This is a genomic window from Limnobacter sp. UBA7229, from assembly GCF_002473065.1.
Taxonomy (GTDB): Bacteria; Pseudomonadota; Gammaproteobacteria; order Burkholderiales; family Burkholderiaceae_B; genus Limnobacter; species Limnobacter profundi.
Genome location: NZ_DKTN01000019.1, coordinates 1 through 23,755 on the forward strand (window position 1 = coordinate 1; position 23,755 = coordinate 23,755).

General features: G+C 50.0%; 21 protein-coding genes. 13 read left to right on the forward strand and 8 right to left on the reverse strand.

What is annotated here, in order from left to right; all coding sequences use genetic code 11:
* Positions 1–167: 167 nt before the first annotated feature.
* Both B4C79_RS10515 and B4C79_RS10520 read right to left on the reverse strand, forming a co-directional pair.
* Entirely contained in the window at positions 168–1,427 is a 1,260-nt protein-coding gene (locus B4C79_RS10515; RefSeq protein ID WP_291751162.1) for a serine hydrolase domain-containing protein, read from the reverse strand.
* A gap of 96 nt (positions 1,428–1,523) precedes the next feature.
* Positions 1,524–2,360 carry an alpha/beta hydrolase gene (locus B4C79_RS10520; protein WP_291739763.1) on the reverse strand — a complete coding sequence of 279 codons (837 nt, stop codon included), beginning with the start codon at positions 2,358–2,360 and terminating at the stop codon, positions 1,524–1,526.
* Positions 2,361–2,534: 174 nt separating this feature from the next.
* On the opposite strand from B4C79_RS10520, the gene B4C79_RS10525 reads away from it, so the two are divergent.
* Positions 2,535–3,596 carry an SDR family oxidoreductase gene (locus B4C79_RS10525; protein ID WP_291739764.1) on the forward strand — a complete coding sequence of 354 codons (1,062 nt, stop codon included), beginning with the start codon at positions 2,535–2,537 and terminating at the stop codon, positions 3,594–3,596.
* On the opposite strand, the gene B4C79_RS10530 is transcribed toward B4C79_RS10525, so the two are convergent.
* A complete protein-coding gene (locus B4C79_RS10530; protein ID WP_291751159.1) occupies positions 3,583–4,362 on the reverse strand; it encodes a methylated-DNA--[protein]-cysteine S-methyltransferase in 780 nt (259 codons plus the stop codon). The genes B4C79_RS10525 and B4C79_RS10530 overlap by 14 nt on opposite strands.
* Before the next feature lie 392 nt (positions 4,363–4,754).
* Between B4C79_RS10530 and B4C79_RS10535 the strand changes: the two genes are divergently transcribed.
* From B4C79_RS10535 to B4C79_RS10570, 8 genes are all read left to right on the forward strand, one after another.
* The gene (locus B4C79_RS10535) at positions 4,755–6,737 is read left to right on the forward strand and encodes a DUF1302 domain-containing protein (protein ID WP_171100144.1); all 1,983 of its coding nucleotides are present in this window, start codon (positions 4,755–4,757) and stop codon (positions 6,735–6,737) included.
* A gap of 54 nt (positions 6,738–6,791) precedes the next feature.
* The gene (locus B4C79_RS10540) at positions 6,792–8,135 is read left to right on the forward strand and encodes a DUF1329 domain-containing protein (protein WP_291739768.1); all 1,344 of its coding nucleotides are present in this window, start codon (positions 6,792–6,794) and stop codon (positions 8,133–8,135) included.
* Positions 8,136–8,240: 105 nt separating this feature from the next.
* Positions 8,241–9,401 carry a WD40/YVTN/BNR-like repeat-containing protein gene (locus B4C79_RS10545; RefSeq protein WP_291751156.1) on the forward strand — a complete coding sequence of 387 codons (1,161 nt, stop codon included), beginning with the start codon at positions 8,241–8,243 and terminating at the stop codon, positions 9,399–9,401.
* 14 nt (positions 9,402–9,415) lie between these two features.
* The gene (locus tag B4C79_RS10550) at positions 9,416–11,782 is read left to right on the forward strand and encodes an efflux RND transporter permease subunit (RefSeq protein ID WP_105029672.1); all 2,367 of its coding nucleotides are present in this window, start codon (positions 9,416–9,418) and stop codon (positions 11,780–11,782) included.
* 102 nt (positions 11,783–11,884) lie between these two features.
* Positions 11,885–12,871 carry a succinylglutamate desuccinylase/aspartoacylase domain-containing protein gene (locus B4C79_RS10555; RefSeq protein ID WP_105029930.1) on the forward strand — a complete coding sequence of 329 codons (987 nt, stop codon included), beginning with the start codon at positions 11,885–11,887 and terminating at the stop codon, positions 12,869–12,871.
* A gap of 147 nt (positions 12,872–13,018) precedes the next feature.
* Positions 13,019–13,873, forward strand: a complete 855-nt coding sequence (locus tag B4C79_RS10560) for a hypothetical protein (RefSeq protein ID WP_171100138.1) — start codon at positions 13,019–13,021, stop codon at positions 13,871–13,873.
* A gap of 115 nt (positions 13,874–13,988) precedes the next feature.
* A complete protein-coding gene (locus B4C79_RS10565; RefSeq protein ID WP_171100136.1) occupies positions 13,989–14,900 on the forward strand; it encodes a chemotaxis protein in 912 nt (303 codons plus the stop codon).
* A gap of 68 nt (positions 14,901–14,968) precedes the next feature.
* Positions 14,969–15,592, forward strand: a complete 624-nt coding sequence (locus B4C79_RS10570) for a 2OG-Fe(II) oxygenase (RefSeq protein WP_171100134.1) — start codon at positions 14,969–14,971, stop codon at positions 15,590–15,592.
* Between the two features lie 29 nt (positions 15,593–15,621).
* Here B4C79_RS10570 and B4C79_RS10575 read toward each other — a convergent pair whose 3' ends face one another.
* On the reverse strand, positions 15,622–16,257 hold the full coding sequence (locus tag B4C79_RS10575; RefSeq protein WP_171100131.1) for an NrsF family protein: 636 nt from the start codon (positions 16,255–16,257) through the stop codon (positions 15,622–15,624).
* Complete coding sequence (locus B4C79_RS10580) at positions 16,254–16,835, reverse strand: sigma-70 family RNA polymerase sigma factor (protein WP_171100129.1); 582 nt, start codon at positions 16,833–16,835, stop codon at positions 16,254–16,256. The genes B4C79_RS10575 and B4C79_RS10580 overlap by 4 nt, the downstream gene beginning before the upstream one ends.
* A 148-nt stretch (positions 16,836–16,983) precedes the next feature.
* Between B4C79_RS10580 and B4C79_RS10585 the strand changes: the two genes are divergently transcribed.
* From B4C79_RS10585 to B4C79_RS10595, 3 genes are read left to right on the forward strand one after another with little or no spacing between them, the layout of a single operon-like run.
* Positions 16,984–18,093, forward strand: coding sequence for an S-(hydroxymethyl)glutathione dehydrogenase/class III alcohol dehydrogenase (locus B4C79_RS10585; protein WP_171101502.1), 1,110 nt, complete (start codon positions 16,984–16,986; stop codon positions 18,091–18,093).
* A gap of 1 nt (position 18,094) precedes the next feature.
* Positions 18,095–18,931, forward strand: a complete 837-nt coding sequence (gene fghA / locus B4C79_RS10590) for an S-formylglutathione hydrolase (RefSeq protein WP_171100127.1) — start codon at positions 18,095–18,097, stop codon at positions 18,929–18,931.
* A 47-nt stretch (positions 18,932–18,978) separates the two neighbouring features.
* Positions 18,979–20,040, forward strand: a complete 1,062-nt coding sequence (locus B4C79_RS10595; protein WP_171100125.1) for a zinc ribbon domain-containing protein — start codon at positions 18,979–18,981, stop codon at positions 20,038–20,040.
* A 2-nt stretch (positions 20,041–20,042) separates the two neighbouring features.
* On the opposite strand, the gene B4C79_RS10600 is transcribed toward B4C79_RS10595, so the two are convergent.
* Positions 20,043–20,363 carry a nucleotide pyrophosphohydrolase gene (locus B4C79_RS10600; RefSeq protein WP_105029664.1) on the reverse strand — a complete coding sequence of 107 codons (321 nt, stop codon included), beginning with the start codon at positions 20,361–20,363 and terminating at the stop codon, positions 20,043–20,045.
* Positions 20,364–20,412: 49 nt separating this feature from the next.
* On the reverse strand, positions 20,413–21,543 hold the full coding sequence (locus B4C79_RS10605) for an alkene reductase (RefSeq protein WP_291751153.1): 1,131 nt from the start codon (positions 21,541–21,543) through the stop codon (positions 20,413–20,415).
* A gap of 123 nt (positions 21,544–21,666) precedes the next feature.
* On the opposite strand from B4C79_RS10605, the gene B4C79_RS10610 reads away from it, so the two are divergent.
* Positions 21,667–22,593 carry a LysR family transcriptional regulator gene (locus tag B4C79_RS10610; RefSeq protein WP_171100123.1) on the forward strand — a complete coding sequence of 309 codons (927 nt, stop codon included), beginning with the start codon at positions 21,667–21,669 and terminating at the stop codon, positions 22,591–22,593.
* Here the strand turns inward: B4C79_RS10610 and rarD are convergent.
* Entirely contained in the window at positions 22,544–23,446 is a 903-nt protein-coding gene (gene rarD / locus B4C79_RS10615) for an EamA family transporter RarD (protein ID WP_171100121.1), read from the reverse strand. The two genes, B4C79_RS10610 and rarD, sit on opposite strands and share 50 nt — an antisense overlap.
* Between the last annotated feature and the right edge of the window lie 309 nt (positions 23,447–23,755).

A 23,755-nucleotide genomic window follows, 5' to 3' on the forward strand; every position in this document is an offset into this window, starting at 1 on the left:
TGAGGCGGGGTTTTTTTATTTCAGGTCCATCCTGGACATCTATTGCGATTAAATATTGATGTTTAAGTTACAAAATTAAGTTACAAAAAAACCAGCTCATCTTTGGGGCTGGTTTTTGTTCCGATCACGCGGCAGCGCGAGTAAAACATTGTCTGATAAAACAGAGCCTATTTAAGGACACTGCAGTTGGTGCTGACCGATACCAATACTTTCCCAAGGGCGGGGAGGGAGCGTGGATCAAGTGATTTGCCCGTATTTAGAAATGCCACCGAAATATCTCTTGATGGGTCTGCCCAAGTAACAATGTTGATTAGACCGAGGTGCCCAAATGCTTTTCGAGCTTTTATGCCAAACAAAGAGAAAACATTTTCCCCAAGCATAAATCCGGTTGAAAACCGAATTGGGATCATGAGTGTTTGGTCGATGGTTAAAGGGCCAGCTGGCCGGGTGGCCAGTTTCACTGTGCTTGCTTCGAACATTTGATTGCCGTTGTAAACACCACCATCCAGCATCATCTGATAAAAGCGACTTACCTCGTCTGCTGTTCCGTAAATATTCCCTGCGGGAATGCTGGCGTCCATAAAACCGGAGCTGTTGGAAATGGTAGCTATTTTCTCAAATTCAATGTTTAGAGCTCGTTTAGCCAGCACGTTGATGGGAAACACCGGTGTTGCACCTGTGCTGTAGTTGAACGCGGCCAGTTCTTGATGTTTTTTCTGAAGACCATAGGTGAGGTATTTCGCACCCAGCGGTTTTGCAATGAATTCTTGCAAAGCGGATTCCACGGATTTACCAGTGATTCTCTTTACCAATTCACCCAGAATGTAACCTCCAACAATAGCGTGATAAGCCTGTTGGCTGCCGTCGCCTCGGTTCGTGTACCCGGAGTTAATCAAGTCAATAACACTGTCCCATTTGAAAAGCAATGAAGGGTGTGGGTTGCTTATCGGTATTTGGGGGACGCCTGCACGATGTGACAGAACTTGTGCAATGGTGATATTTTCTTTCCCATTGCACGCAAATTCGGGAATGTACTTTCCGATCGTGTCATTGAGTTCAATTTTCCCCTGCTCGCATAGTTTGTGAACCAGCATCGCGGTAATGGCTTTGGACGCTGAGAACAGACAAATTGGTGTGTCTGGTGTCATTAACACCTGCTCGACATCCTGGTCTGGATGATTTGGGGGTGGGTTGCCCCTAGCATGTCCAATTGAGCGCTTGAGTACAATTTCGCCTTGACGGCGCACAACCATGGTCATTCCAGGTTGTAAACCAGTTCTGTAAAAGCTTTCGACACTGTTCCAGATGGCCTCGATATTGTCGCGAGTCATGCTGACGTCATAGGGGCTGGTTTCTGCTTTGGAGTCGATTTGGGTAACTGATCCAACGTTTCGTGGAATCGACACGGTATTTGTTTTTTTAAACATAAATTTGGCTTGTCTCGTCGTTGTAAGTATTTGTGTAACTTACAAGTATCATTCCAAGCCAAAGTCCAGGTCAATTGAGTTTTTAGGGCGAACTCTCTAGCCTTGTTCAGGATTTGAAGCGCTCAGATTGTTTTTTTGATGCAGTTCTCGCATGAATTGATCAATTGGTTTGGTGGTGCTGCCTTTGAAAAACAGAAGTGGAGACAGGGTGCCAATCAGGGTAATGTGGTTTGTCCCTTCAATACTTTCCACTTTGGATTGATTGCCTGCTGACTGTAACGCTTGGTGTAGTGCATTCGTGTTTCGCTCGATACTGACCAAGGTGTCACTTTGGGGCGCCAAGAGCAGTGCGGGGACATTGCGACTCCCCGCGTAGTCAATCGGTTGCGATTTAGGGGGGTAGTCGGGGTGATTGAACACAGGCTGCACATCCGTGTCTTTGATGGGATAAATATTGTAGGCGCCAGCCAACCCAATTAATCCTTGGACACTGGTTTGGTGTTCAAGGCCGGCAGCGTTGAGCCAGCGAGGATCAAGTGCCAGCATGGCAGCGTTGTAGGCCCCGGCACTGTGACCCATCAAAACATATTGTTGCGATGGATTCAGATTCTTGTACTCGGGCTTCTGAAGTTCTTTTTTCAGGTGAGCAATACTTTGTGCGCCATCTTCCAAAAAATCAGGATATTGCACTTCAGGGTACAAGCGGTAGTTGGGTACGGCGGTGATGTAGCCCATGGATGCGAGGCGCCGGCCAACAAACTCGTACTCAGATTTGTCGCCCCGATTCCAACTGCCCCCATAGAAGAAGACGACAACTGGTGTGTGGTTGAACTCTTTATTGGCATTGTTGGGCAGATACAGATCGTATTTCAGCTTCGGATGCGCACCAAACGCAATGTTTTCTTTCACTTCTGCGGTGTAAATTTTTGACACTGAGTTAACCACTTGAAGCGCTGAACAGCCGCCCAAGAGGATTAGCGGGATGACTTTAAGTGTACGTAGTAGATTCAGTGTCGATTTCATGGGGTGCTACAGTAGTATGTACAGACAGTGCTGATTGTGGGTGATACTTTATATTAAACAGAATTTGAACGCAGGATAATGACGATGGTAACAATTGACAAGAACAAGCCGGTGTGTGTTACAGGGGCTTCAGGGTATATCGCCAGTTGGATTGTGAGGGATTTGCTCGACAAAGGGTTTGTGGTGCACGCGACTGTGCGTGATTCGAACAAAGCCAGTTCGGTTGCGCATCTTTGGAAACTGGCGGAAGGCTCCAAAGGCACGTTGAAATTGTTTGATGCCGATTTGATTCAGCCAGGAAGTTTCAAGGCTGCTATTGAGGGATGCGAGTTGGTGATCCATACGGCCTCTCCTTTTGTGATCAAGGGGTTTACTGATCCCAATGAAGCACTGATTCGTCCAGCTGTAGAGGGCACTGAGAATGTCTTGAAATCTTGCAATGAGGTGGAAACGGTTCGAAGGGTGGTGTTGACCAGTTCGGTTGCTTCTATTTATGGGGATGCAGTCGAAATTTTGAAAGCACCATGTGGAATTTTCACGGAGCAACTTTGGAACAACACCAGCAGTGAAGGTCACCAACCTTATTCTTACTCAAAAGTGATGGCCGAGCGCAAGGCTTGGGATGTGTGCAAAAGCCAGTCTCGCTGGGACTTGGTAACAATCAATCCAAGTTTGGTGATGGGGCCTTCATTGACCACCCAAACCCAATCAACGAGTATTGATGTAATGCGCGACTTGGGCAGTGGACGGCAGCGTACAGGTGTACCAATGCTGGAGTTCGGTGTTGTTGACGTTCGCGAGGTGGCGACAGCGCATGTACTGGCTGGTTTTGATTCCAATGCGGAGGGGCGCTACATTCTGAGTGCGCACACTGCCAGTTTGTTGCAAATGGCAACGATTTTGCGTACGCGTTTCCCGAGGTATCCCCTGCCCACCAAGCAGTTGCCCAAGTTTTTGGTGAAACTTGTTGCGCCGATTGCTGCGGGAGTGAGTCGTGAATTTATTCAGAAGAATGTGGGCTATCACTTGCGTTTCGACAACAGCCGGTCGGTTAATTTGTTGGGTGTGAAATACCGGCCATTGATCGAAACGTTGTGCGATCACTTTGCTCAAATGATCGATGATGGTTTACTCAAGCGGCGTTAATTGTTGTTGAGATGAGGCCCTGCTCCCACAGATGCAGGGCTTTTTTGCGTTCGCTTTGCCAACGGTACTGCCCCAGTTCTCCGGTGGCTTGTATGACCCGATGACAGGGGATTAAAAAAGCGACCGGGTTCTTGGCGATCGCACTTCCTACAGCACGGCTTGCAGATGGTTTGCCGATTGATGCGGCAATTTGCTGATAGCTTGCAAGTTGTCCGATGGGCAGGTGGATCAAGGCCTGCCAGACCAGGAGTTGAAATGGTGTACCGCGCAGGTGCAAATACAGATCACCCGTTTGATGGCCCGTAGGGTGAAAAAGTTGTTCAACAAGTGCTTCTGTTTTTGAGCTGGACTCGACAAAAGTTGCCTTGGGATATAGCCCGCGAATTTCTCCCTTCCACTGGTGATAAGTCAATTCAGCAGTTTCAAACTCAAGGCTGTTGATGCCTTTGGCCGTGAGGCAAACGAATACTTGACCGAACGGACTGGGCGCATGCCCAATAGTGAATACTTGGTTAAGGCCCTCATTTTTAATCTCGCCAGGCGTAAGCGCTTCGAACTTCAACATGAGGTGGTGAAGTTTGCTACTGCTGGAGAGACCGAGTGCCAAGCTTGAGTGGAGCATACTTTTTCCCGAGGAAATAAGTTTGCGAGCATGGTCTTTTTGCAGACAGTGAAAGAACTGTTTGGGACTGATTCCGGCCCACTCGGTGAATGTGCGTTGCAAGTGATACGGCGACGTATTCAAGTGCTTGGCCAGTATGGCCAATTTGGGTTCAATCCCGGTGTGTTCTGTTGCAAAGTTGCTTGCATGTTGTTCCAGAACTTGAATTGCTTTCGCAATGAGTTTGTATTGCTTGTGGGTTTCAAATTGTGTCACGGCAATGTTCTGAATGGTTATTCACTTTGTCAGTGTGGTTCCTACTGCTTGTTGGGGCAATCTGTTTCTTGCGCAAATTTAAACTTGGGCGCACAGTGGGAATCGAAATTTACTCACAAGTTACATGGATTTTTGCAAGTGCTTTTCTATTTCTTGTGGGTATTGTTCGATTTGTGAATCTAAATGGAGTGTGTCTTAGTATGAGGGGTAACTATTACACACTTTAGATTAGTTATCGCACTATCTATTCAAGAGGCCAGCAAGGCCCTGAGGAGACATACATGGCCGGTTTTCTGCCCAAGAATTCCACATTGAAATTCGCTGTTCTATCTGCGCTGATGTCCATGCACGGTTTGTCTGTTGCTGCCGGTGCCTTTGAGGGGCCTGCAGGCATTGAGGGCCGATGGGCGATGGAAGTGACGGTGGGAGCATCCATGCGAACGAAGGACGCTGACGAGTCCTTGGTATTCATCGGCAATGGTGGCAAGGCTTCGAGTGGTACGGTTGACGACGGTAATTTGAATTACAGCAAGGGTGATGTGTTCAACGCCGTGGCCAAGGCTGTAGGTGAACTCGAGCTTAAAAAAGACAACTACGGTGTTTTCATTCGTGCCAAAGCCTTCTCGGACTTTCACAACAGAAGCAATAGGGTACCGCACGGTTCATCTAACAACGGCTTCAGGCCCAATGAACCTTTGAATGACAACGGGTTTGACAAAGGTACGAAATTCGAAGACGCACAGTTTCTGGATGCATATTTCTTTGGTAATTATGAGCCCTTGGGCAAGCCTCTGACCCTGAAAATCGGTAATCAGGTGGTGACATGGGGTGAAGCTTTGTTTGTGTTGGGTGGTGTGAACCAGTATTCCAACTTTGACTCGGCTGCGCTTCGTCGCCCGGGTGCGCAGCTGAAAGAGGTGTTCCTCCCCATTCCCCAGATCTCTGCGAACATTCAGGCAACAGATGAGCTGTCTCTGGAAGGTTTTGTTCAGTTGAACCATGAAAAGGTGGTTGCGGATGGTTGCGGCACTTTCTTTTCACAGGCTGATTTGTTGAACTGTAATTTCCAGGGTGCCCCAATCAACCCAGGTATCTTGAGCACCCCGGTGGGTGACATCGATTTCACTGGCTATGATGATCAACAGAGTTTTTCAGGTGGGGGCACAATTACTGCTGGCGGTATTCCAATCGATACCACGCTGTTTTCGGGTCTGGGTCCCTTGGCGGGGCTTTTGGGCGGTATCACGGGTTTGCCAGCTGACCTGAGTAGCTTGAATTTCCGGATGGCCCAATTGGCAGATCGCAGACCCAAAGATTCTGGGCAGATTGGTTTGTCTGGTCGCTACTATGCGGGCGAAATTGGCACTGAGTTCGGCGCTTACATTGTGAATTATCACCAGCGTATTCCCAATCTGTCCTTGAAGAAAACACCATCCGGATTTGACGGTTCCTTATTCAACGGGCTAGAGCTAGCAGGTCAGAGTGTGGTGAATCCACTGTCGTATTTCTTTGATTACGGATCAGAGAATATTCAGGTTGCGGGCCTGTCTGCCGCAACCGAGTTGTTTGGTTACTCTGTATTTGGTGAGGTTAGTTATACCAAGGATTTCCCTGCCGCGTACAACACCGCAGATTTGTTGAAAGGTGGTGCAACTGGGGATGGTCCTTTGGCGCGCTATGGCGACAATGCGCAGTTCCCGGTTGGTTCGATTTTGCCCGGCTCCAAACCGTTGGATAAAATTCAGGCGCAGATGTCAACGATTGCCTTGTTTCCTCGTCGATTGGGAGCAAGCCAGGTTGCTGTAATTGGCGAGATTGGCGCTCAAATGTGGCGCGGAATTGGTGATCCCTTCACCAGCGAGCGCTTTGGCCGTTCGCCTGCTTTTGGCGCTGGGGCCCATGCGACGTATAACGGTGGCGATTGTAATGCAGGCGTCAATCCGAATTCCCAGAACTGTGTGGTCGACGGCTATGCAACTGAAACCGCGTTTGGCTATCGGATTTTGTCCGTTGCGCAATATCCTGACGCCATTTTCGGGGTTACTTTGGCGCCTCGAATTTTCTTCTCGCATGACTTCAAAGGTTATTCCGCCGATGGCGTTTTTCTGGAGGACCGCATGAATTTGGGTGTTGGCGTTCGGGCCGAGATCCAGTCTGCGCGATATTTTGCTGAAATGAATTACAGCATGTTCAATGACAAGGCTTATTTCGATCCATTCAAAGACCGCGACTTTCTGTCTTTGGTAGTGGGCGCCAACCTGTAAAAGGTGGAATCAGAGGGTGAGCCATTCAAGAGTTGTTTTTAGGAGAGTATTGAAATGAAATTGATGAAGATCACGCAGTTGGCCGTGTCCATGGCATTGTTGGGCTCTGCCTCAGCGGTGCACGCACAGTCGGCTGATTTTTCAAAGTTGGGCACTACTCTGACACCGATTGGTGCAGAGAAAGCGGGTAATGCTGCGGGTACGATTCCAGCGTGGAACGGTGGCTTGAGCAAGCCACCCGCAGGATTTGATCCCGCCAAAGGTTATTTTGACCCATTTGCGGCTGATAAGCCCACCTTGACCATTACTGCCGCCAATATGGAGCAGCACAAAGACAAGTTGGCACCAGGGCAAATGGAGATGATGAAGCGTTATCCCAGCTACAAGATTAACGTTTACCCGACTCAGCGAACAGCTGCTTACCGAGCGGACGTTTACAAGTTTGCCAAGGAAGAAGCTGCGGGCATCAAACTGGCAGAGGGTGGTAACGGTATTCTGAATTTGAAGAAGTCCAATGTGCCTTTCCCGATTCCGACCGATGGTATTCAAGTGATCTGGAATCATTTGATGCGTGATTTGGGTGGCTCGATCACTCGTTATTCTGCAGACTTCCCAGTTCAAACCAATGGAAGTTTCACTGTGGGCAAGCGTACGGAAACAATTTCCTATGCGTCTTTCATGGCAGATCCCGAACCTAACCGAATCTTCTATTACCTGAATCAAACCACAGCACCTGCGAACGCGGCTGGTGAGGTGGCCTTGGTACACGAGCCTTTGAATCAGGTGCAGGAGCCTCGCTTGGCCTGGCAGTACAACCCTGGGCAGCGTCGAGTGATTCGAGCACCTGAACTGGCGTATGACTCACCAGGTATTGGTGCTGATGGCTTGCGGACCAACGATGACTTCAACGGTTTCAATGGCTCACCAGATCGCTACAACTGGAAGCTGGTAGGCAAGAAAGAAATGTATGTGGCCTACAACAACTTCAAGTTGACCAGCAAGGCTTTGAAGTACAGCGACATCATCAAGCCGAATCATGTGAACCCCGACCATTTGCGTTACGAGTTGCACCGCGTTTGGGTGGTAGAGGCCTCATTGAAGCCCGGCGCTCGTCATATTTACTCCAAGCGTGTGTTCTTTATTGATGAAGATTCATGGGCTGTTTTGCACGCAGACCAGTACGACGCACGTGGTGGCTTGTGGCGTGTGCGCGAGGTATATGGCGTTCAGTTGTATGACGCACCTGCGTTTGGCCCCGCTGGTGAGGTGATTTACGATTTGCAGGCACGCCGATATTTGGTCAATGCATTGACTAACGAAGAGAAGCCCGTGGAATTTGGCAAGAAGTACACCACCGCTGACTTTTCGACTGCAGCATTGCGTCGCATGGGTAGGTAATGATGTTTCAGTGTGTTTGGAGCAAGTGTGCTCCAGGCACCTGAGGTTTAAATTTTTTGCAACCCAGAGATATCACTTCTCTGGGTTTTTTAAATTGGAGATGGCATGAGAAAGCCACTGCTGCGCGCAACTTTAGTCGCTTTGAGTTTGTGTGCAAGTCAATTCAGTTACGCATTTAAAGATCCCTTGGATTTACCTGCAATTCAGGCACCAAAGGCCGCGAAGGCTTTGTCGCTCAATGCGACTTCCCAAGGCAGTAATGTGCTGATGGTGGGTGAGCGGGGCATTATATTGAAGCGGGACTTTGCCGCTGGCGATGTTGCGCAGGGTGTGAAGGACAACGAAGGCAAACTGTGGATTCAAGCCAAGGTGCCGGTGTCAGTCAATTTGACGGGTGTTCAATTTGTGAATGACAGTTTGGCCTTTGTGGTTGGTCACGATGGCGTGGTGCTGAAGTCGACTGATGCTGGTGCAAGTTGGACCAAAGTGTTTGATGGCAACAAAGCCAATGAACAAGTGGTTGCTGCCGCGAAGAAGAAAATGGATGACATGCAGAGTCGATTTGATGCTGCAAGTGTGGCTGAACAGGACAAGATGAGTGAAGCCTTGGAGGCAGCAACTTTTGCATTTGAAGATGCTGAAGCGGGCGCCCGGTTTGGCCCGGCACGCCCGATGCTCGATGTGTGGTTTAAGGATGAAAATACCGGGTGGGTGGTTGGCAGCTACGGACAGATTTTTGAAACCAAAGACAGCGGCGCGACCTGGACCCTGATTGCGAATCGCTTGGACAATCCCGATTTTCGCCATTACAACGGTTTATATGGCGATGAAACAGGGCTGATGTTGATTTCAGGAGAAGCCGGCCGAGTGTACATTTCCAATGATTTTGGCGCGACTTGGACACGCTCGGACACAGGTTACAACGGCCATTTTTACGGTACCGCGGTACTGCGCAATGACGAAGGGCAGCCCATTGTTTTTGCATATGGTTTTGGTGGAAATGTTTACCGCTTGGGTGCGGGTGCGAGTGCCTGGTGGCAGCTACAAAGCCCCAGCAAGGAAAGTTTTGTTCAGGGATTGACCCTTGGAAAAACTGTTTTGTTTGTCGACCAGAAGGGTCGCTTGGTGCGTACCGATGAGTCGGGCACTACGTTGAAAATGGTGAGCGCTACAGAGGGTAAGCCTGTCACTGGCATGGCCCTTGTAAACAACACCTTGGTATTGAGTGGCCAGAACGGCCCTAGAACCCTTGCGCTGCCACGCTAACTGGAAGAACTGTCATGAGCAATCAAGAAGAATTGGGTAAGGTCGAACGGTTTTTTGAGTCGATTTTGTTTGGGCATCGCAAACTGGTGATCGCCGTGTTTGCTGTGTTGTCGGTGTTTTTTGCTTACCATGCGGTGCAGTTAAAGCCTGACGCATCATTTCAGAAAATGGTGCCTGTGACGCATCCATTTATTGCAAATTACTTGAATTACGAGAACGAGCTACGCCCGCTGGGTAACGTGCTCCGTATTGCAGTTCACAACAAGAACGGTACTATTTACGAGGCGGAGTTTCTTGAGAAACTTCGCTTGATCACTGATGAGGTTTTTTACATTCCTGGCGTTGATCGTGGCAATTTGAGTTCGATCTGGACGCCCAACGTAATGTGGCGGCAAGTGACCGAAGAGGGGCTGCGGATGGGGCCCGTCATTGGTCAGGGTTTTTCGGGTTCTCCTGAACAAATTGAGGCTGTCAAAGCCAACGTGGAACGTTCTGGACGTATCGGTTCTCTGGTTTCGAATGATCAGCGTTCTGCAATTATTTTGGCGCCGCTGCTGGAGGTTGATCCCGACACTGGTGAGAAGTTGAGCTATGGCAAGTTGTCAGCGCAGATTGAAGAGGTGGTGCGGGACAAATACCAAAGCGACGATATTTCGATTCACATCACTGGTTTTGCGAAAGTAGTGGGTGACTTGATCGACGGATCCAAAGACATTGCCGGCTTTTTCGCGATCACGTTCGTACTTACCGTGATCTTGTTGCTTTGGTATTCCCGTTGCTGGAAGAGTACCGCAGCCACTATTTTTTGTTGCTCGCTTGCGGTGATTTGGCATTTGGGCTCAGTGAGCTTGTTGGGGTTTGGACTTGATCCTTACTCCATACTTGTTCCGTTTTTGACATTTGCGATTGGTGTGAGCCATGCGATTCAGAACGTGCGAACCATGGCATCTGAACGTTTTCATGGAGCGGACAAAGTAGACGCTGCGAAAGCAACTTTCCACCTTTTGTTCATTCCTGGTTCAGTGGCTTTGCTGGCCGATGCTGTAGGTTTCTCCACTTTGCTGGTGATTGAGATCGGAGTTATCCGTGAATTGGCGATCAGCGCCTCAATTGGTGTGGCAGTGATTATTTTCACCAAGATGTTCTTGTTGCCAGTGCTGATGAGTTATACGGATGTGACCGAGCGTGGTTTGAAGCAGGTTGCCAAGCAGGAAGCCAGTAAGCACACAGTGTCACACCTTCTGTCCCGCTTGACTGAAAAGAAGGTAGCTTATGGCGTCAGTGCGGCAGCAGCGCTGATTTTGGTGGCGGGTTTGTTTGCCTCGGCCGACATCAAGATTGGTGACTTGGACCCTGGTGCACCAGAACTTCGTCCTGACTCACGATACAACCAGGATGTGAAGTTTCTGGTCGAGAACTACTCCACCAGCTCGGATGTGTTTGTGGTGATGGTGGAGACACCTGCGGGTGAATGTGGCGCATACCCTGTGGCCTCAGTGGTAGATCGTTTCCAGTGGGAAATGGAAAACCTGGAAGGAGTAGAAGGCACGGTTTCTCTGTTCACTGTGATGAAAAACATCATTGCCGGTTTCAATGGTGGTAATCCGAAGTGGTTGGCCATTTCCCGTGATCGCTTCATTTCAAATGGTGCGCACAAGAATATTCCCACCACTTTGTATAACTCCGAATGTTCGATGACACCCGTGATTCTGTTTTTGTCTGATCACAAAGCCGAGACGCTTGAGCGTGTGGTGGCCAAGGTACAGGCTTTCGCTGCAGAGAATGATTCCGCAGATGCCAAGTTCATTCTTGCGGCCGGCAACAGCGGCATTGAAGCGGCAACCAACATTGTTGTGGAGCAGGCTCAGAAAACGATGTTGCTGTTGGTGTATGGCATCGTGGGGGCTCTGGTTTGGTGGGAGTTCAAGAGTTTCCGCGTGATGCTCGCCATCATGATTCCCCTGTTCATTACAGAGGTGTTGTGTAAGGTGATCATGGTGCAGCTGAATCTGGGCATCAAGGTTGCTACGCTGCCTGTAATTGCCTTGGGTGTAGGTATCGGGGTTGACTATGGTATTTATATTTACAACCGACTTGAAAGTTTCCTGGCCAAAGGATTGAATTTTAAGGATGCCTATTTTGAAACCCTGCGTTCAACCGGAGTGGCTGTTGCCTTGACCGCGGTTACTCTAGCGCTGGGTGTGTTCACTTGGGCATTCTCTGCGATCAAGTTCCAGGCGGACATGGGCCTGCTTTTGGCATTCATGTTCTTGTGGAATATGGTGGGTGCCGTGGTGCTTATTCCCGCGCTGGTGCGTTTGTTCGCCTTTGGTGCGGTGAAAAAGAGGTTTGGCCCTTCAGTGGAAGCGCCAGGCCGATAATTGGTGTTGTCACGAACTCAAGGGCAGCCTGGGCTGCCCTTTTTTTATGGCCACCGGTTTGTGGTAACCTCCACAAATCGCCTTCATTTGCCAATTTCTGCCATGCAGTTTCCAGCCCTTCCCACAATTCCTCATCCATTGCAGTTCAAGTCAGTCACATTCACTGCATTGCAGCCTGGTCCAAAATTGATCGTGCTGGGGGCAGTGCATGGTAACGAGGTATCGGGCAGCAAGGCTATCCTGAAAATGATTCAGGAGTTTGAGCTTGGTGAACGCTTGCTGATCAAAGGGCAGCTGACTTTTGTGCCGATTACCAATCCTTTGGCTTACAACCGCAAACAGCGCAATGGCGATAGAAACCTGAACCGCAATTTGACGCCGACCAACAGCCCGGTTGATTTTGAAGACCATGTGGCGAATTGGCTTTGCCCCTTGCTGGCTGCGCATGACGTGTTGCTGGACATACACAGTTTTCAGAAAGGGGAAGTGCCTTTCGCTTTATTTGGACCAAAGAACAACAACAGCACACTTGAGTCTTTCAAGCATGAGAGCGCTGAGCGTAGTTTGGCCTTGCGACTGGGAGTGAGTCGATTTGTAGACGGCTGGCTCGACACCTATGCCAAAGGTGTTTCGAACCGTGTTGCTTACTTGAAGGCGACGGGTCAATCGGGTGAGGGTTTAAATACAGATCCGCGTTATGGCATGGGGACCACGGAGTGCATGCGCTCCAGCGGTGGATATGCAGTCACACTGGAGTGTGGTCAGCATGATGATCCTTTGGGTCCGGATGTGGCTTACCGTGCCATCTCCAACACCTTGCTTCATCTGGAATTGATTGAAGGGCCCTCGGTGCCACCGGTGAGTGAGTATCAACACCTTAGTTTGGTCGAGGTAAACGACAAGCAGCATTTTGACGATCAGTTTGTACGTGCTTGGTCCAGTTTTGATCCCATACGCAAAGGCGAGTTAATCGGCATCCGACAGAGCGGGGAAGAGGTGAGGGCCAGTCGGGATGGATTTATTGTTTTTCCGAACACTTTGTCGCAGGCCGGTCAGGAGTGGTTTTACGTGGCTGTGGCCAATCAATAACCCCAAATGGGGGGAAACTAAGTAATTTTTCCTAATAAAACGCATCAAATGCCTACAAACAAGTGATTGAAATATATCACTTTCCGGATTGAGTCTTTGCTTTGCTTTTGTTTAAATTGAGCCTTGGTACTAGGGCATTGAGCAACAATGAGCGGCATTCAAAATCAAATTTCGGATCAAACAATCCAAGCCGTTGCGCTTTTGGGCGGAGCCACTGCCCAGTCCTACAGCGCGGTCAGCTTGAATGTTTCGCCAGTAGCGCCTGATTTGCAACATGCAGATGCCAGCCTGCCCACTCCCGATTCGACTGATAAAAGCGCTGGAAGTGACACCGAGTCTACTTTGCAGTCTCTGGAGAAGTTGTTTATTGACACTTTCTCCCCTGTGGTGACTTCACGACCTGTGTCTTCGAATACACCTGAAGAATTAATTGAGTTGCCCAACGGTTTCGTCCAACCAGATATTCAGAACCCCGAATTGATGTCTCGCTTCGAAGGTTCGTCGCTGGAAGATGAGGGTACGTTTGGAATTCAACAAACAGGATTTTCTGGGACTACCCTGATTACAGACGAACTACCCGAGACTCTTGGGACGGTGGGCGCTGGATTTTCACTGCTTGATTTTATCGAGCAGGCCATAGCGCAGGCCGAGGCCTCTCAACAAGAGTTCGGCGAGACTTTTGATGGCGGCCGGCAGGGTGAGTTTCGCGAATTGTTGGTGGATACCGGCATGGCGGTGGGGTCCGGGATTCGCGAGTTTCTGCAAGAGAATGTTGCTGGTGTGGGGCGCGAACTGGTGTCTTCATCAATCGATGCCACGGGTGTTGAGTTGCTTGATCCAATTGCCGAGCCCTTGCTCGGTGTTGACTACTATGCCAAGTCAGCCGAAGTGTTGAACGGTTTGTTGGATGCCGTAGCACAGCCGATTGGTTCAATTGCCTTGCCTCAGGTAGGTCCTTTACTTGCCGATCCCCGCGAGGAGCTGTCTGCTTATCTAGGCTAAATTTGTAGTCTTTTTAAAGGCGTAAAAGACCGGTTTTATCCCCCTTCCTAAGGATTTGATTCGTTTGTACTTGGTTCAGAATGAAGATTGAACCACGTCAACGGTCAATCCACCCATGAATTACAACAACGAACGAACCCCTGGCGAATCATCCACCGAGATGATTGAAATTCTGCTTTTTTCCCTGGGCGGTCAGGAAATTTTCGGCTTGAATGTATTCAAGATTCGGGAAGTCACTGAGCTGTCGCAGGTCACCCAGATTCCCGGGCAGCAAGGTGCCATGAACGGAGTAATTTCGCTGCGCGGACAAGTGTTGCCTGTTGTCTCGCTTGGAGATGCGATTGGCATGTCCACCGGCGAACCCAACTCCAAAATGATTATTTCTGAATTTGCGTCCCGTTCAGTTGCTTTCGCGGTGACCGATGTCGACAAAATCATTCGGGTGCCTTGGTCTGATGTAAAGCCTCCGCAAAAGTACGATTCTGAAGAAGGATCCGTTTTCGGCGTGGTGATGCTCGAAGATGGCAGCCTGGTGTCTTTGGTGGACATTGAAAGCGTGTGTCACCGCGTGTTGCCTGAAAAAGATGCGACACCTGTGACCACTGGTTTTGAATTGAACAAGGCTGGGCCTGTGTTTTTTGTGGATGATTCGATTGTGGCGCGACGAAAAATCAGCGAAGTGCTGGACACCATGGGTTTGAAACACAGCCATGCGGTCAACGGTGTTGAGGCCGAGCAAAAGTTGTTGGCCATTGCTTCCAGTGCCAATCAGAATTCAGAAGAATTGGAAGAGCGGGTTTCTTTGGTGTTGGTCGACGAGGAAATGCCCATCATGGATGGCTGCACCTTGACCAGAAAGCTCAAGGGTGATCCGAGATTCAAGAACATTCCGATCATCATGTACTCGTCTTTAACTTCTGAGGAAAATGCCCGACGAGGTATTGAGGCTGGCGTGAACATTTACGTGAAAAAGTTTGATTCGACTTCACTTTCCAACGCCATCGGTCAGCTTTTGGCACACGCTTGATTCCAAGTCTCGTGGAAGCGCTACACTTCGATCATTCGAAGCGAGTGCTTTTCTGGATTCCAAGAGTCATGTTTGATTTAATCGCGAGTGATCTTCGGTCAAAGGGTTATAGCATTCAAAAGAACGCACTGCCGCGTGGCTTGATCTCTGAACTGTTGGACACTTTTACTGACATACCCTCTGAAGCATTGAAACAGGCTGGTATTGGGCGCGCGCACGGCCAGCAATCGAATGCAGAGATTCGCCGTGACGAAATTGCATGGATCGAAAGCACACATGGCGGCGCTGCGGGTCGCTGGCTTGAATTCAGTGCACAGCTACAGCAATACCTGAATCGCACTTTGATGTTGGGCCTGTTTTCCTTTGAATCTCATTTCGCACATTACGCACCGGGTGCTTTTTACAGAACCCATGTGGACGCGTTCAAGGGACAGGCTAATCGGATCTTGTCGGTGGTGTTGTACCTGAACCCGGAATGGGGCCCAGAAGATGGCGGGGAAATGATCTTGTATTCAGACCTAGGTACGCAGGATGTTCTGGAAACTGTTCAGCCACAGGGTGGAACCCTCGCTGTGTTTTTAAGTGAAGACTTCCCACATGAAGTACTGCCCGCCAAGCGCCACCGATATAGCATTGCCGGTTGGTATCGTGTAAATACATCGAGCACGATGCGTATTGACCCACCTGCCTAGGATGTAGGATGGCGCGGCGGCAGTCTTGTTTACCAGCGCAATAATTTGGGTCCAAGCGCTGCGCCCAATACACCGCACAACGCAATACCCAGTGTGTACCAAACAGCAATGAAAGGTGCGGCTGGTTCGGTGCAGGCCAAAGCATAGGCCAAAGCCGCCAGCGAGCCGGAGAATAATCCGCAGGCCGTGCCGGCAGAAATCAGCTTGGTTGGCGCAAACCCACGCATGGCCCAAAATGAACCAGCCATCACCGGAAGTGACAGCCCCAAAATGGCCCATGGGCAAACCAGCCAGGAGTGTCCCAAGAGTGCGGCGGCGCGTTCAGATGCTGGAGTGCCCAGATAAGAAAGTACCCCCGCCATCAACATCAGCAACACCACTCCAACCACAGCCGATGTGGCCTGTTTGTCGGAGGCGCCCGGTTTCCCAAGGCGAGTGAACAGCCAACCTGCGGCAATAGTCAGTGTGCTGGCGTATCCAATTTTGATCCAGGGGCCTGGCTCAGAAAACATCTCACCGGGTATCAAACCCAGAACACCCAATACGATCGCCGCAGCGATCAGGCCACCCACAACACCGGCGGGTACCAGGCGATTGGCTACCGATACCTTTGGAGCAGGGCCAGCCTGGTTTGAAATCATAGTGATCAGTTCATCAGTTTTCATGTTTCACTCCTGACCAAAGCTGCCAGTTGTTTCAATCCCCGGTGTACTTGTACTTTCAGAGCGGCTACAGATACACCGCTGCGTTCCGAGGCCTCAATCATCGACAGCCCTTCAATCTTGGTGAGCAGAATGGCTTGTCTTTGCAGTTCAGGCAGTTGTTCAAGCAATACTCCCAAATCACGTTTCGAGGGCAGTTCCTCCTGCGTGGCAGGGTGTTGGTCCTCAGTCATGTCGTCAAGAGAATCGTTTAAATTGTCTCGTCGACCACGTCTACGCCATAAATCCACCAGCTTATGCCGCGCAATTGCAAACACCCAACTGCTCACGGGCAATGTCTCGTCATATGTGCCACGTTGCATGTGCAAAGCCAGCAAGGTCTCTTGCACCAAGTCCTCAACCTCGTCGGGCAGGGCTTGAAGCCTGCGACTGTAAAAACGACGTAGACGCTGAGCAATTTTCGACAGCGCTTCCCTGTAGGCTGCGGAGTCTCCGCCTTGCGCGCGCATCCAAAGGGGCTTGAGCGATAGCTCAAAATCATCCTGAGGGGGCACAGTATTGGGTTCGCTAGGAAGGGTCATTCGGTTACAAAGGCATGCTTTTAATTGTTTCAAGACACTACCACACTTCAAATGCGGCCAGCAGCGTGCAGGGTGGTCATGAACGCCTACTATAATGAGGTTCGTATTAAACACTCGCCAGCATTGGGGGAACAACATGTTGCAATCGATCAAAACACGCGCCGCGGTGGCCTGGGGACCAGGTCAACCACTATCAATCGAGGAGGTCGATTTGATGCCTCCCCAAAAGGGCGAGGTTCTCGTTCGCATCGTTGCAACGGGTGTTTGCCACACAGACGCTTACACTTTGTCAGGAGACGATCCCGAGGGGATTTTCCCGGCAATTCTGGGCCATGAAGGTGCTGGAATCGTCGAAGCGGTGGGAGAGGGCGTAACAAGCCTGGCTGTGGGTGACCATGTAATTCCGCTTTACACCGCTGAGTGCCGGGTGTGCAAATTTTGTACCTCGGGTAAGACCAACCTGTGCCAGGCCATTAGGGCCACACAAGGCAAGGGCCTGATGCCCGATGGCACGACGCGGTTTTCCAAAGACGGCAAGCCGATTTATCACTACATGGGTACTTCGACTTTTGCAGAACATACCGTTGTGCCTGAAATTTCACTGGCAAAAATTGATCCCAAAGCCCCATTGGAAAAGGTGTGCCTTCTGGGTTGTGGTGTAACCACGGGCATTGGCGCCGTGCACAACACAGCCAAGGTCAAGGCAGGTGACACGGTGGCTGTGTTTGGATTGGGCGGAATTGGTTTGGCGGCAATTATTGGTGCGGTGCAGGCCAAGGCCGGTCGAATTATCGCAATTGACATCAACGCAGACAAGTTTGAGATTGCCAGGAAATTGGGCGCCACCGATTTTGTGAATCCCAAAGACCACAGCAAACCGGTCCAGGAAGTGATTGTAGAAATGACGGATGGCGGTGTTGACTTCTCGTTCGAGTGTATAGGTAACGTGAATGTGATGCGCTCTGCACTGGAGTGTTGCCACAAAGGTTGGGGTGAATCAGTGATTATTGGCGTAGCAGGCGCAGGGCAGGAAATTTCCACCCGTCCCTTCCAGTTGGTGACCGGTCGAGTGTGGCGTGGTAGCGCATTTGGTGGTGTGAAAGGCCGCACCGAACTGCCGGGCTATGTAAACCGGTTCATGAATGATGAAATTGATCTGGACACATTCATTACCCATACCATGCCTTTGGAGCGCATCAACGAGGCTTTTGATTTGATGCACGAGGGCAAATCCATTCGCACCGTAATCCATTTTTGATATGAAATTACTCAGTAGCGTTCAATGCTTTGGCGGTCTGCAAAACCAGTATGAACACGTGTCTGACGCGCTGAACTGCACCATGCAGTTCAGTGTTTACTTGCCACCCCAAACGCAAGCGGGGCAAAAAGTGCCGGTGGCTTACTGGTTGTCCGGATTAACGTGCACCGATCAAAATTTTGCGACAAAGGCGGGTGCCCAGCGAGTGGCGGCTGAATTGGGCATTGCTGTGGTCATGCCCGACACCAGCCCGCGTGGTGACGGTGTGCCTGATGACCAAGACAAAGCCTATGATTTTGGTTTGGGTGCCGGTTTTTATGTGGATGCGACTGAAGTGCCATGGAGCTCACATTACAAAATGTACAGCTACATCGTTGATGAGTTGCCAGCCCTGATTGAAGAGGGTTTGCCGGTCAGTAAATGTAAATCCGTGTTCGGCCACTCGATGGGTGGGCATGGCGCGCTCACCATTGCATTGAACAACCCAGCCCTTTATGTCGCGGTGAGTGCTTTTTCTCCGATCGTAAGCCCCATGCAGTGCCCCTGGGGGCAGAAGGCCCTGGCGTGGTACCTGGGTAACAACCCTGAAGCCTGGCAGCGTCATGACACTGTGGCGTTGATTCGCTCAGGCGCGCAGCAGCTTCCCATGCTGATAGACCAGGGTTTGGCCGACAATTTTCTTGCTTCGCAATTAAAAACCGAATTGCTGGAGGCTGCTTTAAAGGAAACAGGCTATCAGGCCGAGGTTCGTTACCAGGCCGGGTACGATCACAGCTACTACTTTATTGCCAGCTTCATTGAAGATCATTTGCGTTTCCATGCGCGGTATCTGAAATAGGCGACTTGCGCGTTGTTGAAACCATACAAGAACAGGATGAGATTCAGATGAGCAAATCACTGAGGTTGTCAGAAAAATGGTTTCGACGTGGCCTGTGGCTTGTAGCCGTGGTTTTCGCATGGTTCCTGATTGGTTTGGGGGGCACGCTCGTTGGCGATTTGCCTCAAATTGAGCAAACCCAAACGCTTGAAGATTTCATGGATCCGATCGAACTGAAAACGGTTCGGGAACAAATCCGAAAGACGGAACTGAATGAGCGCGAGGTGAGCGATGCTTTGGAGCAGTCCAGGCTAAAACACAGTGCTGCCGAGGCTGACACCGATTCCGAACGCGAGAAGTTCATGGCTTGGGTAGCCACCCGCAAGGCCACAGCACTTCCCGATCAAGACCAGGAACTGATTGCGAGAACCCAGCGAGTTGACAACTTACAGGCCTTGGAACGGGTTGCTTTGGCACAGCTGGAGATGCAGCAGAAATTGCTGCTGGATGCACAGCAGGCCAACCGAAAAGCTCAATTGCGTTTGAATGAACTGGAACGCGCTGCGCAAGGTGAGTACACCAGTGCCATTCAAAGCCAGGAATTGCGCGTTTTTGCGTATCGCCTTGCTTTAACCCTGCCCCTGCTGCTGGTTGCGGGCTGGCTTTATAAAACCAAACGCCAAAGTACTTATTGGCCATTTGTTTGGGGTTTTATCTACTTTGCCTTGTTTGTATTTTTCGTTGAGTTGGTGCCGTATTTACCCAGTTATGGCGGCTACATTCGCTACATCGTGGGTATTGTCATCACAGTGTTGGTGGGGCGGCAGGCCATTCTTGCCCTGAACCGTTACCTGGAAGAACAACGATTGGCTGAGGAACAGCCGGAAACAAAACGACGTGAAGTTCTGGATTACGACACAGCGCTGGCGCGTTTACTCAAAGGCATTTGCCCTGGCTGTGAACGCACGGTTGATTTGAAAGACACGGGTATTGATTTTTGTCCGCATTGCGGAATAGGTCTTCACGACAAGTGCACAAGCTGTGGCTCTCGCAAAAGTACTTTTTCAAAGTATTGTCACGCCTGCGGTACCAGTGCTCGTTTGCCTGAACCACCAGAGCAAGCCGTATAGCCCTAGTCGATTGCGGGATACTTCAAGGCATTTTTCACCAGTTTTTTCTGGGCAGCATCAATTGGGTTGATTTCAAGCTGGTTGCATATTTGCAGCAGGTAAAGCAGCACGTCGGCCACTTCTTCTTTGACTTCATCCAGCTTGTTGCCTTTGATTTGTCGCGATTCGTCCTCGGTGAGCCATTGGAAGTGTTCCACCAACTCAGCCACTTCGACTGACAAAGCCATACTGAGATTTTTTGGGGAATGGAACTTTTCCCAATGTCGCGCATTGGAAAATTCGATCAATTGTTGTTGAAGTTTTTCTAGGCTGTCTTTGCTCATGACCTGAGAGTATCAAAAAAAACGCCAGCTTGTGGCTGGCGTTTTTCAATTACGCAGTCAGTGATGGGTAATCAATGTAGCCCTCTGGCCCTGGTGCGTAATAAGTTTGCGGGTTGCCCTCTGCCAAGGGTGCGTTCAGTTTCAGGCGCTGTACAAGGTCGGGGTTGGCAATGTAAGCCCGGCCAAAAGAGACTGCATCGGCCCAGCCAGTTTCCAGCGCATTGATTGCCATTTCACGGGTGTAGCCGTTGTTCACAATGTAGGTGCCTTTGAATGTTTTGCGAGCCCATCCATAATCAAAGCCGGGTACATTGCGATCGCCGCCAGTCGAGCCTTCAATCATATGAATGAAGCCGATTCCGCGCTGGTTCAATTGCTCGATCAGATAGCCAAACACTTCTTGAGGATTGCTGTCGCTCAGATCGTTGAATGGCGTAACCGGGGACAAGCGAATACCCACCTTGCCAGCGCCGATTTCCGCGATCACTGCATCCACCACTTCAAGGGCGAAGCGCGCGCGGTTTTCAAAAGAGCCGCCATATTGATCGGTGCGTTTGTTGGCGCCGTCACGCAAAAACTGGTCGACCAAATAACCATTTGCACCGTGAATTTCTACACCATCAAAGCCAGCCTTGATTGCGTTGGCCGCACCTTGGCGATACTCGTTCACGACCACTTTGATTTCTTCAGCGGTCAGTTCATGAGGTACCGGCACGTCTACTTTGCCATTGTGAGTGTAGGCAACCACATTGGGCTTGATTGCAGAAGGCGCAATTGGGTTCAAACCTCCTGTCAGGTCGGGGTGAGTAATTCGGCCCACATGCCAAATCTGGGCAATAATTTTGCTGCCAGCGGCATGAACAGCCTCAGTGATCGGTTTCCAGCCCTGCACTTGGGCCTCGGAATAGATCCCCGGCGTGGCCATGTAGCCTTTCCCTGCTGGTGAAACCTGTGTGCCTTCGCTGATGATCAGACCAGCATTCGCACGTTGCCTGTAATACTCAATGTTCATGTCGCTGCCAGGAATATCTCCGGCCACTTCGTCGGAACGACAGCGTGTCAATGGCGCCATGACAACGCGGTTTTTTACCTCAATGCTGCCAATTTTTCCGGGTTGGAACAGTTTTAAATCATCCACGTTGGCAATTTGTTCATTCACATGTGGGGTGGGTGCATTCATACGTCGGTACTCCTCTTGTGTTGCAGTGCAATGTTGCACATTATGCGTATTCAAAGCCCATAGATCTACGGAACAGTTGTTATAGTATTTATTCCTCACGGGAATATATAAAGGAATCACTACATGGATCGCTTGAGGCTGATGGAAACATTCGTGAGAGTTGTTGAAACAGGTAATTTCTCGGCGGTGGCCCGGCAGGCCCACACCACACAGTCGGCCATCAGCAAACAGGTACAGGCTCTGGAGGCCGATGTTGGCGTGTTGTTGTTGGTGCGATCCACCCGCAGCCATTCATTAACAGAGGCGGGTCGCCTTTACTACCAGCGTTGTAGACAGGTGCTCGATACTCTGGAAGAGGCTCGCAGTGAAGTGCATCGCGCTGAACACGAGGTCAGCGGCCTGCTGAGAGTGGCTGCACCGGTCGCATTTGGCCGAATTCACATCGTGCCCCGGCTCGCGGCATTCTATGCGCGATATCCGAAAATGCGTATCGACCTGCAACTCGACGACAGTTTTGTTGACCTTGTGGCAGCAGGTATCGACGTGGCTTTTCGTGTGGGTGAGTTAAAAGACAGCCGTTTGATTGCCCGACGTATTGGCTCGGTGGCGAGGGCTGTGATTGTGTCGTCATCTTATTTGGCTCGACATGGTGCTCCGCAAAAACCTGATGATTTAAGTGAGCACAATTGCCTGCTTTACACCGGCATCGACAACTTCAATGAATGGACTTTTTACGGCAGTAAAGACAAGGCCATCACGGTGCGTGTGGGCAGCAACTTTCAATCGAACAGTTCCGAAGCAATTCGCCAAGGCGTTCTTGAAGGGCTGGGAATATGCTATTCACCCACCTGGATTTATGGTCGTGATATTCGGGAGGGCAGTGTTAACACGATTTTGAACAACTACAAACCAAGCACTTTACCGCTGAATGTGGTGTATCAACCCGAGCGTCGCCCCTCCATCAAAATCAGCAGTTTTGTTGATTTCTTCACGGAAGCTTTCAACCAAGATCCTGATTTGTCGACTGCGATTCGGTCTTACAAAGCTTAAGTAAACCCTCCACGGCCAGTAAACTCAGTGACAGCCAAATGGCGAGATAAGTGGGCCATTCCTGCTGAGCGATTGATTCGCCGATCAAGAATGCAACAATCACCAAAAGCACAGGCTCTACGTAGCCCAGCAAACCAAACAAACTAAAGGGCAGCATTCGACTCGACAAAATATAAGCTATCAATGCAGAGGCGCTTAACACGCCCAACAGAATAATCAGCAAAGGTAGCTGAAGTTGTAACCCCGTCATTTGAGCCAAGCCATCGCCGCTCAGAGCGAAATAAATGGCAAGCGGTGACATCAGCAGCATGTCAAACCACAGTCCACCCAAGTTGTCTATTTTGAATTTTGACCGCAGCACAAAATAATAGGGATAACCCAGGCAAACCAGGAGCGAAGTCCAAGCGAATCCCCCCGCCTGAATAACTGCGTTTGTAACGCCAAGTAGTGCCAACAAGACTGCCAGTTTTTGCAGTTGACTCAGTTTGTCTTTGTAATACAGACGACCGATCAAAACCATCACAAGAGGCATCATGAAGTAGCCCAACGACACATTCATCGCATGGCCATGTAGCGGTGCCCATAGGAACAGCCAAAGTTGTATGCCCAGAAGCAGGGATGACGCCGGTAAGGCCAGATAAAGTTTCCACTCTGTTTTCAGGCGCAGCGCAATCGATTTGATCAAGCCCCAGTCTTTGGTCCAGATCAGAAATAGGGTCATCACAGGCAGGGTTAGTAGCATTCTCCAGCCGTAAATTTCCTCCCCACTCAACGGTTCAAGCAGTGTGGTGTAGTAGTACATGCTGCCAAACAGCACTGAAGCCAAAATGGAAAGAAAAATGCCTTTTTGCATAATTTGCGGAGTGGATGCCTTTCAGCTGTGGCGAAAAGTGAACAATTGTGAAGCCAAAAAAATAACCAGAATTCTAGTTTTGTCTAGTTCGAAAAATAGACATTCAAGTGGTTTTTTGCGCTGCAGCAATTGTATGCGGAAATTGTTAAAAAAAGGAATTTGTACAAAGTAGCATTGTGACGAAATTTGTTCGTCCGGCGGCCAAAAAATTGACCGCAAATCGACATTACATTTTCTGGATCTAAATTGCCATATTCATTAATATTCGCTGGTCCAAAAACACAGGCAATCACAGCAATAGTTTTTGGC

Bases quoted from the DNA above. Each gene is read 5' to 3' on its own strand.
- B4C79_RS10545 (WP_291751156.1), top strand. From the start codon at position 8,241: ATGAGAAAGCCACTGCTGCGCGCAACTTTAGTCGCTTTGAGTTTGTGT.
- B4C79_RS10525 (WP_291739764.1), top strand. From the start codon at position 2,535: ATGGTAACAATTGACAAGAACAAGCCGGTGTGTGTTACAGGGGCTTCA.
- B4C79_RS10565 (WP_171100136.1), top strand. From the start codon at position 13,989: ATGAATTACAACAACGAACGAACCCCTGGCGAATCATCCACCGAGATG.
- B4C79_RS10605 (WP_291751153.1), bottom strand. From the start codon at position 21,543: ATGAATGCACCCACCCCACATGTGAATGAACAAATTGCCAACGTGGAT.
- B4C79_RS10600 (WP_105029664.1), bottom strand. From the start codon at position 20,363: ATGAGCAAAGACAGCCTAGAAAAACTTCAACAACAATTGATCGAATTT.
- B4C79_RS10550 (WP_105029672.1), top strand. From the start codon at position 9,416: ATGAGCAATCAAGAAGAATTGGGTAAGGTCGAACGGTTTTTTGAGTCG.
- B4C79_RS10610 (WP_171100123.1), top strand. From the start codon at position 21,667: ATGGATCGCTTGAGGCTGATGGAAACATTCGTGAGAGTTGTTGAAACA.
- B4C79_RS10540 (WP_291739768.1), top strand. From the start codon at position 6,792: ATGAAATTGATGAAGATCACGCAGTTGGCCGTGTCCATGGCATTGTTG.
- B4C79_RS10515 (WP_291751162.1), bottom strand. From the start codon at position 1,427: ATGTTTAAAAAAACAAATACCGTGTCGATTCCACGAAACGTTGGATCA.
- B4C79_RS10535 (WP_171100144.1), top strand. From the start codon at position 4,755: ATGGCCGGTTTTCTGCCCAAGAATTCCACATTGAAATTCGCTGTTCTA.
- B4C79_RS10575 (WP_171100131.1), bottom strand. From the start codon at position 16,257: ATGAAAACTGATGAACTGATCACTATGATTTCAAACCAGGCTGGCCCT.
- B4C79_RS10595 (WP_171100125.1), top strand. From the start codon at position 18,979: ATGAGCAAATCACTGAGGTTGTCAGAAAAATGGTTTCGACGTGGCCTG.
- B4C79_RS10570 (WP_171100134.1), top strand. From the start codon at position 14,969: ATGTTTGATTTAATCGCGAGTGATCTTCGGTCAAAGGGTTATAGCATT.
- B4C79_RS10560 (WP_171100138.1), top strand. From the start codon at position 13,019: ATGAGCGGCATTCAAAATCAAATTTCGGATCAAACAATCCAAGCCGTT.
- fghA (WP_171100127.1), top strand. From the start codon at position 18,095: ATGAAATTACTCAGTAGCGTTCAATGCTTTGGCGGTCTGCAAAACCAG.
- B4C79_RS10580 (WP_171100129.1), bottom strand. From the start codon at position 16,835: ATGACCCTTCCTAGCGAACCCAATACTGTGCCCCCTCAGGATGATTTT.
- rarD (WP_171100121.1), bottom strand. From the start codon at position 23,446: ATGCAAAAAGGCATTTTTCTTTCCATTTTGGCTTCAGTGCTGTTTGGC.
- B4C79_RS10555 (WP_105029930.1), top strand. From the start codon at position 11,885: ATGCAGTTTCCAGCCCTTCCCACAATTCCTCATCCATTGCAGTTCAAG.